Below are 13,373 nucleotides of genomic sequence, written 5' to 3'. Positions count from 1 at the left end.
GGAGACGAATCTGGGCGCAGCTTCTGGGGCACATGGTGCCTCGGAGGCCGAGCAGTTTGTGAAGAAGGATGGCTCAGCTCCGACCATCGTGGTGGCTGGCGGCGGTACTGCTGGTCATATCGAGCCGGCAATGGCAGTTGCCGATGCCATCAAGAAGCTGCAGCCCGAAGCGCGCGTCGTTGCGCTGGGCACCAGCAGGGGATTGGAGTCCACGCTGGTTCCAGCTCGCGGTTATGAGCTCGAGTTGATTCCACCGGTGCCGGTGCCGCGCAAGCCCACAATGGACTTGGCCAAGCTGCCGTTCCGTGTCGCCCGTGCGGTGCGGGAGACCCGCAAGATTTATAACCGCATTGGTGCCGATGCCGTCATCGGTTTCGGCGGCTACGTTTCCGCACCTGCGTATCTGGCATGTCGTGCGGGTAAGAAGATTCCGTTCCTTGTCCATGAGGCAAATGCTCGTGCTGGTTTGGCTAACAAACTCGGCATCGCCCTCGGCGGTACTGGCTTGGCGGCGGTGTCTGGTTCGGGCCTTAGAGGCGAAGTCGTCGGCAATCCAGTTCGTGAGAGCCTGGCGGGGCTCAATCGCGATGCCAAGCGTGCTGAAGCGCGCGAATTCTTCGGCCTGCCACAGGAGGGACCGGTGCTTTTCGTCACCGGTGGCTCCCAGGGGGCTCGTTCTATCAACGAGGCCGTCAGCAAGGCCGCGCCGCAGCTGGCAGCTGCTGGTGTGTCGGTTCTTCACGCCTATGGCAAGAAGAACACGGTGGAGGTCGAATCCACCCGTGAGGATGCACCATATGTCGCTGTGCCATATATCGACCGTATGGATTTGGCATACTCGGCAGCTGACCTGATTCTGTGCCGCTCGGGCGCGATGACCGTCGCGGAGGTCTCCGCTGTGGGACTGCCAGCTGTCTACGTTCCGCTGCCGCACGGCAACGGTGAGCAGGCGCTGAACGCCACCGATGTCATCGAGGCCGGCGGCGGCGTGCTCATCGCCGATGAGTCACTGACCGTAGCCTCCATCTCGGATATTGTGATTCCGTTTGTCACGTCGAAGCAGAGGCTTGACGACGGTCGCCGCGCCCTGGCCAACATTGGTCACGGTAATCCAGCGGAGAACATCGCCCGCCGGGTGCTGTCCTACGCCGTGAACTAGATGTCTAACCAGTAAAGCGAGCAAAATATGAATGTTAATTTTGATGACTTTCAGCCGGTGACCGGACAGCTGCCTGCCAGTGTCCACATGATTGGTATCGGTGGTGCTGGCATGTCTGGCATTGCCCGCATCTTGCTGGCTCGCGGAGTGCGCGTCACCGGTTCGGACGTGAAGGAATCCCGCGCTGTGGTCGGTCTGCGTGCCATGGGGGCGACTATTGCGATTGGTCATGACCGCGCCAACTTGGAGCTTGCTGGTGACGGCCAGCTGCCTGAGGCAGTGGTGATTTCGTTTGCGGCTATTCCGAAGTCCAACCCAGAGTTGGCCGGTGCCCACGAATTGGGCATTCCAGTGCTCAAGCGCTCTGACGTCCTGGCACTGTTAATGCAGGATTCCAAGGCTCTGCTGGTGGCTGGTACGCACGGCAAGACCTCGACGACATCGATGACTGTTGCAGCTCTCCAGGCGGCCGGGATGGATCCGTCGTTTGCTGTGGGCGGTCTGATGAGCAAGGCCGGTGTCAATGCGCACCAGGGCAGTGGTGATGTCTTTGTCGCCGAAGCAGATGAGTCCGACGCTTCGCTTCTGACCTATCAGCCAGAGGTCGCAGTAATCACCAATATTGAGCCCGATCACCTGGACTTCTTCGGCGATGACGAGACCTACTATGCCGTCTTTGACGCCTTCGCTGAGCGTATTAAGCCGGGTGGCCACCTGGTGGTCTGCGCGGAGGATCCGCATGCTGCTGCGCTCGGCGAGCGCGCAGTTGACCGCGGTATCAACGTGCTGGCCTACGGTGGGGAAGATGCGCTGGCTGCGCACCCGACCCTGCCTGTCGGTGCCGTGCTCCACGGCTGGACACCGTCGGGCGGTGGAGCTCGTGTTGAGGCCACCATCGACTCGACCATTGTGACCTTCGAGCTGCATCAGCCGGGGCGCCACATGGCGCTGAACGCTCTGGCCGCGATGGTTGGCGGTAACTGCGTCGGTGCAGATCTTGCCCGCATGGCTCGCGGTCTTGGTGAGTTCACCGGTGTGCGCCGTCGTTTCGACTACCACGGCACTATCGCCACCGGTCAGTTCGAAGGGGCACGCGTCTATGACGATTACGCGCACCACCCGACCGAGGTATCCGCAGTCCTCGGCGCTGCCCGGGAGCTGGTTACCGAAGCCGGGCGAGGCAACGTCATCGCCGTCTTCCAGCCGCACCTGTACTCGCGCACCCGCAACTTTGCCGACGAGTTCGCTGCCGCACTGTCGCTGGCGGACAAGGCCGTTGTCCTCGACGTTTACGGTGCCCGTGAGGAACCGATTCCGGGTGTCGACGGCGCGCTGATTGCCAACAAGATGACCGTCCCCGTGACCTATGAGCCGCATTTCACCAGCGCGCCGGCGCGCGTGCGTGAAATCGCCGACGCTCACGATGTCATTCTCACCATCGGTGCAGGCTCAGTGACGATGCTTGCCGACGAAATCGTGCGCGAGCTCAGCGGTGACAACGATGAGCAAGCGGAGCAGTAACACTGTGAGTTCCCGAGGAAAGCAAAAACTTTCGACCGACAAGCCGGCTGCGTCCGCACCCAAGCCGCGCCGTGGCTGGCTCATTGGCGGCGGCTTGGTGGCCATTATCGCCATCGTGGTCGGTGTGGTCTGGTTTTCCCCGTGGCTGGTGGTCAAGAACATCGAAGTCGAAGGTGTCGTCCACGGTGATAAAGCCGGAATTATCGAAGCCAGCGGCATTACCGAAGGCCAGCGGCTAGCGCGCCTGGATACAGATGCGGCCGCACGTTCCGTGGCGGGTCAGCCGTGGGTAGACAGCGTGACTGTGAGCCGTACCTGGCCGCAGGGAGTCAACATCGAGGTGAAGGAATTTCGCCCGATGTTGTTCATCCGCGCCACTGACGGTGAGCACCTCATATCCGACCAGGGGCGAGATTTTGTCACGGCTGCGCCGCCTGAGGGCGTGATTGAGGTTGTGGACGCGCCACGGACGGAGCAGCCAGCGGACGGCAAGATTGACCCGGAGCCAGCTGTCATCAAGGCGGTTTTGGACGTCGTCAAGGCATTGCCCGAGCCGATTGCCGGACGTATTGAGCGCGTCAGTGCACCGTCTGCTGCAGAGGTGCGCTTGTTCTTGACCGACGACTACCAGGTGTACTTCGGTTCTTCCGACAACGCTGCGGAAAAGGCTCGCGCGACAGAGATTGTGCTGAGCCGTGGAGAGAAGAACTGGGACGTATCGAATCCGCGTATGCCAACTACCAAGGGAGAGTAGTGATGTGGGCGACTCTTGAGCCCAAACACTATCCCTCAAGTGCAAGTTTAAGGTAGCGACACGCGCTAAAAAGGTCGCTGAATTATTCCCAGTTTTCGACAACAATGGTGTCAACAGCTTTTCGCCGCGATGCACACTTTCGTACGTTGTCGTGGGAGATGAGCTGAGTACGGTGGCATAAGCCGCCACACAGTTTGTGTGCAACGTGGCTAGATAAAAAATTTTAGGACCTACAGGAAAGGGCGAGAAACGCGCAATGACCTCCCCGAATAACTACCTCGCCGTTATCAAAGTCGTCGGTGTCGGCGGCGGTGGCGTCAATGCAGTAAACCGCATGATCGAGGAGGGGCTGAAGGGTGTCGAATTTATTGCAGTCAACACTGACTCGCAGGCCCTGATGTTCTCTGACGCTGATGTCAAGCTCGACATCGGACGCGAGGCAACTCGCGGTCTGGGTGCGGGTGCTAACCCGGAGGTTGGCCGCACCTCGGCAGAAGACCACAAGGATGAGATTGAAGAGACCCTCAAGGGTGCCGATATGGTGTTCGTCACCGCAGGTGAGGGTGGCGGAACCGGTACCGGTGCGGCACCGGTTGTGGCGAGTATCGCCAAGAAGTCCGGTGCACTGACCGTCGGTGTTGTTACCAAGCCGTTCGACTTCGAGGGCAAGCGTCGCGCTCGCCAGGCCGCTGAGGGAATCGAAGCTCTCAAGGATGTCTGTGACACGCTGATTACCATTCCAAACCAGCGTCTGCTGCAGATTGGTGAGCAGGATCTGTCCATGATGGACGCATTCCGCTTCGCCGATGAGATTCTTTACAACGGTGTCCAGGGCATTACCGATCTGATCACCATTCCGGGCATGATTAACGTCGACTTCGCCGACGTCCGCTCGGTTATGGCAGATGCCGGTTCGGCTCTAATGGGTGTCGGCTCCGCTCGCGGCGATGACCGTGTGATGGATGCCGCGACCCAGGCAATTAACTCGCCGCTATTGGAATCCACCATGGACGGTGCGCAGGGTGTGCTGATTTCCGTCGCCGGTGGCTCCGACCTCGGTCTGATGGAAGTCCACGCTGCGGCTTCCATCGTCGAAGAAAAGGCTGACCCAGACGCCAACATCATCTTCGGTACCATCATCGACGACAATCTCGGTGATGAAGTGCGCGTGACCGTCATCGCAACCGGCTTCGAGCAGGGCAATGGCAACCCGCTGGATAAGCAGGGGGCAGACGCTGGCAACCGCTCGGCTGCAGAACAGGCGGCATCCCGTCCGGCCGCAGACACCACCGCTCGCCCGAGCAGCTCCCTGCCAGGTGGCGACAACCTCGGCGCACCGTCGACGAACGCTTCGACGCAGGAAGAACGTCCCGCCGTGTCCCGTGAGCAGGATGATCGCGACCGCTTCGTCCCGCGCACGACACCGAGCAGCGGCGGGCTGTTCACCGACAACCCGACCCCGCGCACGCAGGAAAACCGCAACTACCGCGGTGCGCACCGTTACGACGACCGCGATGACCGCGACGATCGCCGTGGAGGCTACCAGGCTTCCAACGATCTTCCGGAGTGGGGCTTCTAAGAAACCATGACTGAATCCCGCCGCAGCCGTAAAATTCTGACGAATCGGCGCGGCGGGTTTTCGCTGCCGCCATACGATTCCTTCAATCTTGGCGATCACGTCGGCGATGACCCGTCCGCAGTTGAGCGCAATCGTCAGCGCCTGGCAGATTCTCTGGGAATCGACCGCGCTCGCTTCGTCTATATGGAACAGCTCCACACGAATACGGTCACCGTTGTCAACGAGCCGCAGAGTGAGCCAGTTGAAGCCACCGACGCCATCGTCACCACCACGCCTGGGCTGGCGCTCGTCGTCCTCGTCGCCGATTGCGTGCCAGTTTTGCTTTCCGACGATTACGCGGGGGTAGCCGCCGCTGTGCATGCCGGCCGTACCGGTGCGCGGAATGGCATCGTGGCCAAGGCCGTAGAGAAAATGATTGAGTTTGGGTCCACCCCGGAAAATATTCATGCCCTTCTTGGGGCGGCAGCATCTGGCCACAATTATGAGGTGCCAGAGTCGATGGCCGATGACGTCGAAAAGCACTTGCCCGGTGCGAAGACCCGGACGAAGAAGGGCACGACGGGTGTGGATGTGCGTGCGGGGTTGATGCGGCAGCTCTATGACCTCGGTGTGACGCATGTCAACGTTGAGCCGAGTTGCACGATTGAAAGCGAGCAGTATTTCTCATACCGTCGCGAGGGTAAAACAGGCCGACAGGCTGGGGTCGTGGTGCTGCCGGAACGGGATTAAATTTCAAAGTTGTAATTTTGCTGTGGCTAATTTCCGCGTGTCTATGCCCTAACGCTTAACGACCCGGTAGGTTGTGGGTAGCACAGACAAATTTTCCATTCACCTAGAAGGATGTAGCAGAAGATGGCTGATTTCTTCCGCGGGGTTTCCAATTTCTTCGGCCTGACCCCCACTGATGATGACGTTGCATACGGCGAGCACTACGATGACTTCGACCGTCGTGATGAGGGGCGCTACGAGGACACTTACGCAGGTTCTCGTCGCTCTGATCGACGCCGCTACGAGCTGCGCGAGGATGACCCGCGTGAGGCTCCGACAATGGATTCCCGCGACTCGATGGAGGATCGCGGGGTAGAGGGCGCTCGCTACGGCAGCCTGCACTCTGTTGCAGAGCCGAAGGAGCCAGAGCATGTCTTCATCAAGCCGGAGAGCGGTTTCCAGGACAAGTACTCCAAGGCGCCGGACATTGGATCGCACTTCCGCGACGGTGACATTGTCACCTTCGACCTGAGCGAGCTCGATCCGTCTGAGGCTAAGCGCTACGTTGACTTCGTCGCTGGTCTGGTTTTCGGCCTGCGCGGTCGTATCAAGGCCGATGGCTCGGTATTTACTCTCTACCCGCACGGCTGCGAAGTCGATGAGAACCAGTACGACCGGATGTCCGGCTAGTCCCGCTCGGCATCTCGGTTAGTTAATGCTTCGTATTTCTACCAGTTAGCTAGACTGTCTAATCGTGTCTTCACTTTTGCTAGTTCTGCTAATCCTGCTGAAGCTTTTCACCTACCTGCTGCTGGCACGCATCGTGATTGAGATGATTCAGTCATTTTCGCGGTCCTGGCGCCCAGGCAAGGTGTTCTCTTCAGTTGGTGAGGTTATTTTTGTCATCACCGACCCGCCGGTGAAGCTGTTGCGTCGACTCATCCCGCCCATGCCAATGGGCAACGTGATGGTGGACATGTCTGTGCTTGTCCTTTTCTTCATCCTGATGATTCTGCGAATGGTGCTGCAGATGCTTCTCGGTGCGGTGGCGTAAGTCGGAGAAGATTTCATCGCCGACGCTGTCCTTCCCCGGAGTTAAATACTCGCCGGGGGTAACAAATGGGGGCAATTTTTAAGGCCTGTTGGAGATTGGATTCTCCAACAGGTTTTTCCTGTTTCTGGATTAAAGTTCTGTGACCAAAGGTGCAGGGTAAGGGCGAGGTTTAATGTTTTACGTGCCCATTTTGGTGGAGTAAAACGCGTGAAACACAACAAAACCAAACAATATTGGGGTGAGTAGTGTGGCAAGACCGGGTAGCATTGACCGAGTAAACAGTACTACTGGAAATAATTCGCTTAAGATTTCTTAAGAACTGTCCGCTCAAAGTGTTAGGGGAACTCACCATGCCGTTGACTCCGGCTGATGTGCATAATGTGGCTTTCAGCAAGCCTCCGATTGGCAAGCGTGGTTACAACGAGGATGAGGTCGATCAGTTCCTCGACCTCGTAGAGGACGCACTGGGTGAGCTCCAGGATGAAAACGCCGAGCTGCACCAGCGTGTGGAGGAGCTCGAGAACCAGCTGGCACAGGGTGGTCAGGCTCAGGACGGCACCGAGTCCGGTGCTGTTGCTGCCGCCGCTGCTCCGGCCGTTGATGAGGACAAGCTCCGCAATGAGATTGAGCAGGAGCTGCGCGCTGAGTACAACGAGCGCTTGAACTCCCAGCAGAAGGAGATTGAGGCTCAGTACCAGGAGCGCATGGACGCTCTGGAGCGTCGCGCATCTGAGGCTGAGGCTGCTGCACAGCAGGCTTCCACTTCCTCCTCTGAGCAGCCGAAGGCAGCTGTCGCTGACACCAATGTTGCTCCGCAGGAAGTCAGCGTTCACGCAGCCCGCTTGCTGCAGGCAGCGCAGGACACCGCTGAGCGCGTCACCGCCGACGCTGAGGCAGAGGCCACCAAGCTGGTCACCGAGGCTCGCGAAAACGCTGAGCGCACTGTTTCCGAGGCCAACGCTGAGGCTGAGCGCACCGTCACCAACGCTCGCAACGAGGCCAACGCCACCCTCACTGACGCTAAGCAGCGCAGCGAGCAGATGCTGGCAGACGCCCGCAACGAGTCCGAGACCACTATCACCGATGCTCAGCAGCGCAGCGAGCAGATGATTAGCGATGCAGATGCCCGCTCCAACGCCACTATCACCGCGGCACAGGAGAAGGCAACCGCCCTGCAGGAAGACGCAGAGCGTAAGCACCACGAGATCATGACTACCGTCAAGGAGCAGCAGACCGCTCTGGAGGGTCGCATCGAGGAGCTGCACATCTTCGAGCGCGAGTACCGCACTCGCCTGAAGACTTTCCTGGAGTCTCAGCTCGACGACTTGAACTCCCGCGAATCGGCTGCCCCGGCCGACGGCTACAACAACTAGAAACCTTTAGAGCGTCTAGTTCGTAGCTAGAAAGCATTATCAGCCACCGCGCTGGCCATCGACAGTTGATGGTCGTCGCGGTGGTTTTTGCTTTCTGGAGTTCTTGGCTGTCTAGATCCCGACATTGCGCTCGACACTGCTATACTGACTGCCATGTGCGCAATGATCCGGCCATCACCGGGGGAGCGTTTCGGAAGAACGGTCTAACTAGCTGTTGGGCAGTGAGTTGGTCTCAGTAGAACCGAACGGTTTGGCACCGTCATCAGCTGTAATAAATAAGCGGGCTATCGCGTGTAGCGTCGAAGGGTTTCTGTCGCAGGGGCCGTCGTCAAGCGGATAGCCAAGCGGGGTGGTACCGCGCGAGCCTTTCGTGACGGCGCTGAGTATGTGGCGCCGAGGTAGAGGTAAGCGTCCCCGTGGTGAGTACCCATGATGTTCGACCACGGAAGTGACGTAAAAACGGTGACTGACTCGAAAGACGTAACTGCCTCTGGTGAGGCCACTCCGGCAGGTGGCGCGTATCCGCGCACTGCTGATTTTGGTAAGTACACCTCGAGCCCGAAGTTCCCGGAGCTGGAGGAAAAGGTCCTGTCCTACTGGGAGAAGGATGACACTTTCCAGGCCTCGATTGATCAGCGCGATGGCGCTGATGAATACGTGTTCTACGATGGTCCGCCGTTTGCTAATGGTCTGCCGCACTACGGCCACCTACTGACTGGCTACGTCAAGGACATTGTCCCCCGTTACAAGACCATGCGTGGCTACCAGGTTGGCCGAGTTTTTGGTTGGGACTGCCACGGTCTGCCGGCTGAGCTGGAAGCTGAAAAGCAGCTCGGTATTAAGGACAAGGGGCAGATCGAGGAAATGGGTCTGGCCAACTTCAACAAGTACTGCGCTGAGTCTGTGCTGCGGTATGCGGGCGAGTGGAAGGATTACGTCACTCGTCAGGCACGCTGGGTTGATTTCGACGGCGGCTACAAGACCATGGATATGAGCTACATGGAGTCCGTAATCTGGGCTTTCAAGGAGCTCTATAAGAAGGGTCTGGTCTACCAGGGCTTCCGTGTGTTGCCGTACTCCTGGGCAGAGCACACCCCGCTGTCCAACCAGGAAACCCGCCTGGATGACTCCTACAAGATGCGCCAGGACCCGACGCTGACGGTGACCTTCCCACTCACCGGCGCCAAGGAGGGCTCCGCTGCCGAGAAGACGCTGGCGGATAACCCAGTGCTCGCAGAAACCTCGGCGATTGCCTGGACCACCACGCCGTGGACCCTGCCGTCTAACTTGGGTCTGGCAGTCAACCCGAAGGTCACCTACGCCGTGGTCAAGGTCGGCGAGGACAGCTCGGTCGCAGAGTTTGCTGGCAAGAACTTCCTGCTGGCAGAGGCTCTGATTGGTTCCTATGCCAAGGAGCTGGGCAAGGGCCATGAGGTGCTGGCAACCTTCGCCGGTGCTGAGCTCGAGGGCCTGACCTACCAGCCAATCTTCGATTACTTTGCCGACCACCCGAATGCCTTCCAGATTATGGTCGCCGACTACGTCACCACCGAGGACGGCACCGGTGTCGTCCACCAGGCTCCGGCCTTTGGTGAGGACGATATGAACACCTGCAATGAGTACGGCATCGACGTCATCATTCCAGTGGACATGGACGGCAAGTTCACCTCTCAGGTGCCGGAGTACCAGGGCAAGTTGGTCTTTGATGCGAACAAGGGCATCATCCGGGACCTGAAGGCCGCTGGTCGCGTCGTCCAGCACCGCACCATCGAGCACTCCTACCCGCACTCCTGGCGCTCGGGCGAGCCGCTGATCTACATGGCGCTGCCCAGCTGGTTTGTCTCTGTCACCAAGATCCGCGACCGGATGGTCGAGCTCAACCACGAAGGTATTGAGTGGATGCCGGAGCACGTCCGCGACGGCCAGTTCGGCAAGTGGCTGGAAGGCGCACGCGACTGGAACATCTCCCGTACGCGCTACTGGGGCTCGCCGATTCCGGTGTGGGTATCGGATAACGACGAGTACCCGCGTGTCGACGTCTACGGTTCTCTCGATGAGCTGGAAGCGGACTTCGGCGTTCGCCCCACCACGCTGCACCGCCCGGAGATCGACGAACTGGTGCGTCCAAACCCGGATGACCCGACCGGCAAGTCCATGATGCGCCGCGTCCCGGATGTCCTGGATGTCTGGTTCGACTCCGGTTCCATGCCGTTTGCGCAGTTCCACTATCCATTTGAGAACAAGGAGTGGTTCGAAAACCACGCACCGGCCGACTTCATTGTGGAGTACATCGGCCAGACGCGCGGTTGGTTCTACCTGCTCCACGTTTTGTCCGTGGCACTGTTTGACCGCCCGGCGTTCAAGAAGGTTGTCGCCCACGGCATCGTGCTGGGTGATGACGGCAACAAGATGAGTAAGTCCAAGCGCAACTACCCGGATGTCAACGAGGTCTTCGACCGCGATGGCTCTGACGCAATGCGCTGGTTCCTCATGTCCAGCCCGATTCTGCGCGGTGGCAACCTGATTGTCACTGAGCAGGGCATTCGCGAAGGCGTTCGTCAGGCGCTGCTGCCGATGTGGAACGCGTACTCCTTCCTGCAGCTCTACGCTTCCAAGCCGGCAGAGTGGTCGGTGGATTCCGACAACATCCTGGACAAGTACATCCTGGCCAAGCTCGCAGCCACCGTCCGCGCTGTCACCGAGGATCTGGACAACACGGACATTGCTGCGGCAACCGATGAGGTGCGTCAGTTCTGTGACGCTCTGACTAACTGGTACGTGCGCCGCTCCCGCGACCGCTTCTGGGCGGGCGATGTCAAGCACCCAGAGGCCTTCAACACCCTCTACACCGTGCTGGAGGTTCTCACCCGCGTGGCAGCCCCGCTGCTGCCGATGGCTACCGAGGTCATCTGGCGTTCGCTGACTGGCGGTCGCTCCGTGCACCTGGAGGATTGGCCGGACGTCGACAAGCTGCCAACCGATGATCAGCTCGTCGAGTCCATGGATATTGTCCGCAATGTCTGCTCGGCAACTTCGCGTATCCGCAAGGCCAACCACCTGCGCAACCGCCTGCCGCTGAAGAAGCTGACCCTTGCATTCCCGGATGCAGAGCGCCTGCGTGAGTACACCGACATCATCTCCTCTGAGGTCAACGTCGACAACGTCGAGTTCACCTCCGATGTTGATTCGGTGGGTCGTTTCGAGGTCTCCGTTAACGCTCGCGTGGCGGGTCCGCGCCTGGGTAAGGATGTCCAGAAGGTCATCAAGGCCGTGAAGTCCGGCAACTATGAGGTCGTCGACGGCGTTGTCGTGGCCGACGGCATTGCTCTGCAGGATGGCGAGTACACCCGAAACCTCGTGGCGATCTCCCCGGATTCCACCGCAGAGGTCGACGGCGTCAACGGCCTGGTTGTTCTGGACACCGAGCTCGACGAGGACCTGGAGTCCCGCGGCTGGGCAGCTGACCGCATTCGCGGTCTACAGGATGCCCGCAAGAACGCTGGCCTGGAGGTCACCGACCGTATCTCGGTGAAGCTGCAGGTTCCGGCCGAGCGCGAGGACTGGGCTAACCGCCATGCGGATCTCATCGCCCATGAGGTGCTCGCCACCTCCTTCGAGGTTGTTACCGACGAGGAGCCGCTGACCTACGATGTCGCCGATGACTGCTCGGCAGACATTGCTAAGCAGTAGGTAGTTGCGCGTCAGTGGCTGATTACGCATCGACGAGGTCTCCGCGGTCTCAGAGGTGGGTGCTGCACATCGACATGGACGCATTTTTCGCGTCCGTCGAGCAGCTAACTCGTCCCACCCTACGAGGTCGCCCTGTCCTCGTCGGTGGGCTCGGCGGACGCGGCGTAGTCGCCGGTGCTTCCTACGAAGCCCGCGCCTACGGTGCTCACTCCGCCATGCCAATGGCGCGTGCGCGCCGCCTCATGCCACCGACTGCCGTGACCGTTAGCCCTCGCAAGGGTATTTACGGTCCAGTGTCACGTCGCGTCTTTTCTGTGATTCGCGACCGCGTCCCGGTCGTCGAACAACTCAGCGTTGATGAGGCGTTCATGGAGCCGGCTGAGCTCCAAGGTGCGACGAAAGACGAGGTCATTGCCTGGGCGGAGGATTTGCGCGCGCAGATTCGCCAGGAGACCGGGTTGCCGTCGTCGATAGGCGCCGGTGCCGGCAAACAGTACGCCAAAATTGCCTCTGGCCTGGCTAAACCAAATGGTGTCTACGTGCTCGACCCCGAGCGCAATCATGAGCTGCTGCATCCGTTGCCCGTGGAGAAGCTGTGGGGCATTGGCCCTGTGACCGCGGCAAAACTGCACGGCATGGGTGTGGAGACCATCGGCGATTTCGCTGCGATGTCTCTGCGCGATGTTGAGGTGTCGTTGTCGTCGAAGACGTCCGTGGCGCTGTGGCAGCTGGCGCAGGGGATTGATGACCGCCCGGTCAAGGAGCGCGATGTCGCCAAGTCCGTCTCGGCGGAATACACCTATCCAGAGGACTTGGATTCGCAAGCCCAGCTTCACGCCGCCATCGACCGCGCAGGTGAGGCTGCTTTTCGACGGCTCGAAAAAGATGGCCGCGGTGCTCGCACAATCACATGCAAGGTGCGCCTGGCGGACTTGAGCATTCACACGCGCTCGGAGACCCTGCCATATGCTACGCAGAATTTTGACACTCTCATGGCCGTGGCACATCGCATTGCGTTCACACCCGCCGAGGTCGGTCCGGTGCGCCTGGTCGGCGTCGGCTTTTCGGGCCTGGACTCGCATATGCAGGAAGTACTTTTCCCCGAGCTCGATCGCGAAATCGCCGTCGAAGATCGCACTGAGTCGCCCATGCTTTCCGACGCTCCCGCAGGCCTCGTCGAGCTGGCGGGAACCGGCGCGCTGCCAACTGTGCGGCTTTCCGATTCCAAGTGGGTGCCCACCTCGGATGTTCATCACAGCGAATATGGCCATGGGTGGGTACAGGGCTCTGGCCACGGTATTGTGACTGTACGTTTTGAAAGCCGCACTAGTGGCCCGGGACGCATGATTACCCTCAAGGAAGACGACGAGCACCTGCGTCCGTGTTCTGCCGTGTGCAGTTTGGATTGGCCCGAATGGTTGGCTTCCAATGAAGAAGCCGCACTTGACCTGCCCAATCCCGAGCGTGAAAGCGAAGACATCGATGGCCCCGACATTGATGGGCCTGCAGGAGACAGCACCGCACGCACCCGGTAA

The 13,373-nt window shown here is 59.8% G+C and carries 10 protein-coding genes; all 10 read left to right on the top strand.

What is annotated here, in order from left to right:
• Nucleotides 1-58 precede the first annotated feature (58 nt).
• The 10 genes from murG (at nt 59) to Q4E11_RS03485 (ending at nt 13,373) form a co-directional block, all read left to right on the top strand.
• Nucleotides 59-1,159 carry an undecaprenyldiphospho-muramoylpentapeptide beta-N-acetylglucosaminyltransferase gene (gene murG, locus Q4E11_RS03530; protein WP_303163979.1) on the top strand — a complete coding sequence of 367 codons (1,101 nt, stop codon included), beginning with the start codon at nt 59-61 and terminating at the stop codon, nt 1,157-1,159.
• Nucleotides 1,160-1,186: 27 nt separating this feature from the next.
• The gene (gene murC / locus Q4E11_RS03525) at nt 1,187-2,680 is read left to right on the top strand and encodes a UDP-N-acetylmuramate--L-alanine ligase (protein ID WP_303163725.1); all 1,494 of its coding nucleotides are present in this window, start codon (nt 1,187-1,189) and stop codon (nt 2,678-2,680) included.
• A gap of 4 nt (nt 2,681-2,684) precedes the next feature.
• A complete protein-coding gene (locus tag Q4E11_RS03520) occupies nt 2,685-3,434 on the top strand; it encodes a cell division protein FtsQ/DivIB (RefSeq protein WP_303163723.1) in 750 nt (249 codons plus the stop codon).
• 256 nt (nt 3,435-3,690) lie between these two features.
• Nucleotides 3,691-5,013, top strand: a complete 1,323-nt coding sequence (gene ftsZ, locus Q4E11_RS03515; RefSeq protein WP_303163721.1) for a cell division protein FtsZ — start codon at nt 3,691-3,693, stop codon at nt 5,011-5,013.
• Between the two features lie 6 nt (nt 5,014-5,019).
• Nucleotides 5,020-5,742 carry a peptidoglycan editing factor PgeF gene (pgeF, locus tag Q4E11_RS03510; RefSeq protein WP_303163720.1) on the top strand — a complete coding sequence of 241 codons (723 nt, stop codon included), beginning with the start codon at nt 5,020-5,022 and terminating at the stop codon, nt 5,740-5,742.
• 123 nt (nt 5,743-5,865) lie between these two features.
• Nucleotides 5,866-6,411: a cell division protein SepF gene (sepF, locus tag Q4E11_RS03505; RefSeq protein ID WP_303163719.1), complete on the top strand. Its 546-nt coding sequence runs from the start codon at nt 5,866-5,868 to the stop codon at nt 6,409-6,411.
• 64 nt (nt 6,412-6,475) lie between these two features.
• Complete coding sequence (locus Q4E11_RS03500) at nt 6,476-6,775, top strand: YggT family protein (protein ID WP_303163716.1); 300 nt, start codon at nt 6,476-6,478, stop codon at nt 6,773-6,775.
• A gap of 350 nt (nt 6,776-7,125) precedes the next feature.
• Nucleotides 7,126-8,148 (top strand): DivIVA domain-containing protein, encoded by a 1,023-nt coding sequence (locus Q4E11_RS03495; RefSeq protein WP_303163714.1) that lies wholly within the window; start codon nt 7,126-7,128, stop codon nt 8,146-8,148.
• 429 nt (nt 8,149-8,577) lie between these two features.
• A complete protein-coding gene (gene ileS, locus Q4E11_RS03490; RefSeq protein WP_303163712.1) occupies nt 8,578-11,838 on the top strand; it encodes an isoleucine--tRNA ligase in 3,261 nt (1,086 codons plus the stop codon).
• Between the two features lie 14 nt (nt 11,839-11,852).
• Nucleotides 11,853-13,373, top strand: coding sequence for a DNA polymerase IV (locus tag Q4E11_RS03485; protein ID WP_303163710.1), 1,521 nt, complete (start codon nt 11,853-11,855; stop codon nt 13,371-13,373).

Origin of the sequence: Corynebacterium sp., assembly GCF_030532195.1 — a bacterium.
In the GTDB taxonomy this organism is placed as follows: domain Bacteria; phylum Actinomycetota; class Actinomycetes; order Mycobacteriales; family Mycobacteriaceae; genus Corynebacterium.
The sequence above is the reverse complement of the archived record's forward strand: the minus strand, read 5'-3'. Positions and strand labels throughout refer to the sequence as shown.

Bases quoted from the DNA above. Each gene is read 5' to 3' on its own strand.
- Q4E11_RS03495 (WP_303163714.1), top strand. From the start codon at position 7,126: ATGCCGTTGACTCCGGCTGATGTGCATAATGTGGCTTTCAGCAAGCCT.
- sepF (WP_303163719.1), top strand. From the start codon at position 5,866: ATGGCTGATTTCTTCCGCGGGGTTTCCAATTTCTTCGGCCTGACCCCC.
- ftsZ (WP_303163721.1), top strand. From the start codon at position 3,691: ATGACCTCCCCGAATAACTACCTCGCCGTTATCAAAGTCGTCGGTGTC.
- pgeF (WP_303163720.1), top strand. From the start codon at position 5,020: ATGACTGAATCCCGCCGCAGCCGTAAAATTCTGACGAATCGGCGCGGC.
- murC (WP_303163725.1), top strand. From the start codon at position 1,187: ATGAATGTTAATTTTGATGACTTTCAGCCGGTGACCGGACAGCTGCCT.
- ileS (WP_303163712.1), top strand. From the start codon at position 8,578: ATGATGTTCGACCACGGAAGTGACGTAAAAACGGTGACTGACTCGAAA.